The following is a 3,531-nucleotide window of genomic DNA, read 5'->3' as shown; positions in this document are numbered from 1 at the left end:
GCATCGATGTGCCGGCCGATGCGCTGAAGAGCGGTAAGCTGCGCGCCGGCCTGAGCGTCGTCGTCGCCGTCGACAGCCGCACCGCCCCATCCGGGTCGGCGTCAGTGGCAGCGTCGAATTGAGCGGCGGCCGGGGAGCAATGCCATGGCAACCGCAACCCTGACAGCAGGAGCGCCGCCGGCGAGGCCGGCTGTGCCTGACACCATTTCGACGCGGCGCGTCATCGCCTTCCTGGCGATGGTGTTCGGCATGTTCATGGCCATCCTCGACATCCAGATCGTCTCCGCCTCGCTGTCGGAGATCCAGGCCGGCCTGAGCGCCAGCTCCGACGAAATTCCGTGGGTGCAGACCGCCTACCTGATCGCCGAAGTGGTGATGATCCCGCTGTCGGGCTTTCTCAGCCGGATGCTGTCGACGCGCGTGCTGTTCACCATCTCGGCGGCAGGCTTCACCGCGGCCAGTGCGCTGGCGGCGACCGCCACCAACATCGACCAGATGATCGTCTACCGCGCCGTCCAGGGCTTCATCGGCGGCGGCATGATACCGAGCGTCTTTGCCGCTGCCTTCACCATCTTCCCGCCCTCGCGCCGCGCCGTCGTCTCGCCGATGATCGGCCTCGTGGCGACGCTGGCGCCGACCATCGGCCCGACCGTCGGTGGCTATATCAGCCATGCCATGTCCTGGCATTGGCTGTTCCTGGTCAACGTCGTGCCCGGCATCCTGGTGACAACGGCGGCCTGGACGCTGATCGACTTCGACAAGCCCAACCTCAAGCTGTTCAGCAAGTTCGACTGGTGGGGCCTCGCCGGCATGGCGGCTTTCCTGGGCTGCATGGAATATGTGCTCGAGGAAGGCCCCAACAATGACTGGCTGCAGGACCAGGGCGTCTTCATCTGCGCCGTCGTCATGACCGTCGGCGCGGTGCTGTTCTTCTGGCGCGTGTTCACCGCCGAGGAGCCGATCGTCGACCTGAAGGCCTTCACCAACATCAACTTCGCCTTCGGCTCGCTGTTCTCGTTCGTCATCGGCATCGGTCTCTACGGCCTGACCTATCTCTACCCGGTGTTCCTCGGGCGCATCCGCGGCTACGATTCGATGATGATCGGCGAGGCTCTGTTCGTCAGCGGCCTGGCGATGTTCTTCACCGCGCCGATCTCGGGCATCCTGTCGAACAAGATGGACCCGCGCCTGATGATGATGATCGGCTTCTTCGGCTTCGCCACCGGCACCTGGTGGATGACGCATCTGACCGCCGACTGGGATTTCTATGAGCTGCTCATCCCGCAGATCCTGCGCGGCTGTTCGATGATGCTGTGCATGGTTCCGATCAACAACATCGCGCTCGGCACCTTGCCGCCCGAGCGGCTGAAGAACGCGTCCGGCCTGTTCAATCTCACCCGCAACCTTGGCGGTGCCGTCGGCCTTGCGCTGATCAACACCGTGCTGATCGACCGCAACGCCTTCCACTACGCAAGGCTCTCCGAGCATGTGCAATGGGGCAGTGAAGCCGCGCAGACCAAGCTGCAGAACATGACCCGCAATTTCGAGCAGACCCCCGGCCTCGACGCCACAAGCGCTGCGATCTCCAAGTTGTCTGGCATGGTCCAGCAGCAGGCGGCGCTGCTGTCCTTCATGGACGTGTTCTTCATGCTGACGGTGCTGTTTGCGACGCTTGGCCTGTTCACCATGCTGATCCGCAAGCCGGCCGCACCGGGTGGCGGCGGCGGTGGGGGGCACTGATACGGAGCAATTCCAGGAAAAGTGCGCAGCGCTTTCCCTTGGAGATTGCGACAAGACAAGGTACGTGGGCAGCGGTTTCGGGAAGCTCCTCCAGTCCACGCCCGAAAAGCTCTGACCGCGTAAAAAACTCCGGGCCGCAAGCCCGGAGTTTTTGCATTCGAGTCTATGGACTCAGGCCGTGGCCGGTTTGAAGGTCAGCGCGACGCCGTTGATGCAGTGGCGCAGGCCGGTCGGCGCCGGACCGTCGTCGAAGACATGGCCGAGATGGCCGCCGCAGCGGCGGCAATGTGCCTCGGTACGCGTCATGCCGAGCGACCTGTCCACGGTCGTGCCGATCGCCTTGGGGATCTCTTGCCAGAAGCTCGGCCATCCGGTGCCGGAATCGAATTTCGTCTCCGACGAATAGACCGGCAGGTCGCAGCCGGCACAGGCGAAAATGCCCTTGCGGTGTTCGTTGAGCAGCGGGCTGGTGCCGGGGTACTCCGTGCCTTCCTTGCGCAGCACGTCGAAGGCGGCCGGCGACAGGATGGCTTTCCACTCGGCGTCGGTCTTGACGACCTCGAAGCTCTCGGCCGCTTGTGCTGCCTGCGGATCGCCCATGCGCAGCATCGTTGCCGCGGCCCCGATCACGCCGATGGCGGCGGCACCGCTCAAAAGAAAGTCGCGACGGTTCATGACCAGTTCCTCCTGATGTCCTTTTGCCAAACTACACCACCGCGCGGAAATCAAAAGCCGGTGACGGTAGCCCCTCGAACGAACACTCCGCGCCCTCCCACATCCGAATGCAGGCGGGCGCGAAGTGCACGGGCCAATTGCGGATCACGGGAGCGGGATCGTGCAATCGACGGAGGGTCCTTGCCGTCAGTTCGCCGGCAGCAAGCCCCTTGTTACATCTTGGGCAAAAGAACCTTGTCGATGACGTGGATGACGCCATTGGACTGTTCGACATCGGCGATCGTCACATTGGCGACATTGCCGTTCTCGTCGGTGACCGTGACCTTGCCGCCGTCGGCCTTGAGCGACAATTCGCAGCCGCCGACCGTCTTGACCTTGTGGGTGCCGCCGTCAGCCTTGGCCATCGCGGCCACATCTGCTCCCATCGCCTTGGCGCCGATGACATGGCAGGTCAGGATCTTGGTGAGCTTGTCCTTGTTTTCTGGCTTGAGCAGCGTCTCGACCGTACCGGCCGGAAGGGCTGCGAAGGCTTCGTTGGTCGGCGCGAACACGGTGAACGGACCGGCGCCCTGCAGCGTCTCGACAAGGCCGCCGGCCTTCACGGCGGCGACCAGGGTGGTGTGATCCTTCGAGTTCACGGCGTTCTCGACGATGTTCTTGTTGGCATACATGGCGGCGCCGCCAACCATCGGGTTTTCGGCGTAGGCGGCGGTGGCAAGGGCCGAAACGGCGATCGTACCGGCGAGCAAAAGGGTGGCGTATCTACGCATGATGTCGAACTCCTCGGGTTTTTCTCTTCCCATTTTTGGGGACGCGAGGAGATACGGAACAAACTCGCCCGAGTTTCAGAAATATTGTGATTTTTGATTTTATCCATGGCGCCAGAGGGATTTCCCGAGCCATCGGCCGCCCGCCGACATGCTGTCTACGGGCATGTTCAGCGAAGGATAGACTTATGATAGTCTGTTGTGATTTTCAGGTGAAGAGCCGGTCAGATGCTCTTCAGGTCGCCAGCGGCAACCACCGGTCCGGTCGGCTGTCCGGTCGGCGAACCGCCCGACGGCTCGAGGCTGACGGCAAGCACCGCGCCCTGGGCAAGTTTCTGATGGGCCGCCG

4 protein-coding genes are annotated in these 3,531 nt (G+C 63.2%); 1 reads left to right on the top strand and 3 read right to left on the bottom strand.

All coding sequences use genetic code 11. From position 1 onward, the window contains the following. The first annotated feature begins 144 nt into the window (after nucleotides 1–144). Entirely contained in the window at nucleotides 145–1,740 is a 1,596-nt protein-coding gene (locus tag EN991_RS28045) for a DHA2 family efflux MFS transporter permease subunit (RefSeq protein WP_024502091.1), read from the top strand. A gap of 171 nt (nucleotides 1,741–1,911) precedes the next feature. Here EN991_RS28045 and msrB read toward each other — a convergent pair whose 3' ends face one another. The 3 genes from msrB to EN991_RS28030 form a co-directional block, all read right to left on the bottom strand. Continuing rightward, on the bottom strand, nucleotides 1,912–2,415 hold the full coding sequence (gene msrB, locus EN991_RS28040) for a peptide-methionine (R)-S-oxide reductase MsrB (RefSeq protein WP_013528493.1): 504 nt from the start codon (nucleotides 2,413–2,415) through the stop codon (nucleotides 1,912–1,914). 212 nt (nucleotides 2,416–2,627) lie between these two features. Beyond that, a complete protein-coding gene (locus EN991_RS28035) occupies nucleotides 2,628–3,185 on the bottom strand; it encodes a fasciclin domain-containing protein (RefSeq protein WP_127369973.1) in 558 nt (185 codons plus the stop codon). A gap of 221 nt (nucleotides 3,186–3,406) precedes the next feature. Beyond that, nucleotides 3,407–3,531 (bottom strand): anti-sigma factor (locus EN991_RS28030; RefSeq protein ID WP_206519268.1); only part of this gene is annotated, 125 nt, incomplete at its 5' end.

The organism is Mesorhizobium sp. M7A.F.Ca.US.005.03.2.1, from assembly GCF_003997795.1.
GTDB classification, from domain to species: Bacteria; Pseudomonadota; Alphaproteobacteria; order Rhizobiales; family Rhizobiaceae; genus Mesorhizobium; species Mesorhizobium ciceri.
This window is presented reverse-complemented; position numbering and strand designations above follow the sequence as displayed.

What these genes read in the sequence shown, in the direction of transcription:
- EN991_RS28045 (WP_024502091.1), top strand. Translation starts at nt 145, where the DNA reads ATGGCAACCGCAACCCTGACAGCAGGAGCGCCGCCGGCGAGGCCGGCT.
- msrB (WP_013528493.1), bottom strand. Translation starts at nt 2,415, where the DNA reads ATGAACCGTCGCGACTTTCTTTTGAGCGGTGCCGCCGCCATCGGCGTG.
- EN991_RS28035 (WP_127369973.1), bottom strand. Translation starts at nt 3,185, where the DNA reads ATGCGTAGATACGCCACCCTTTTGCTCGCCGGTACGATCGCCGTTTCG.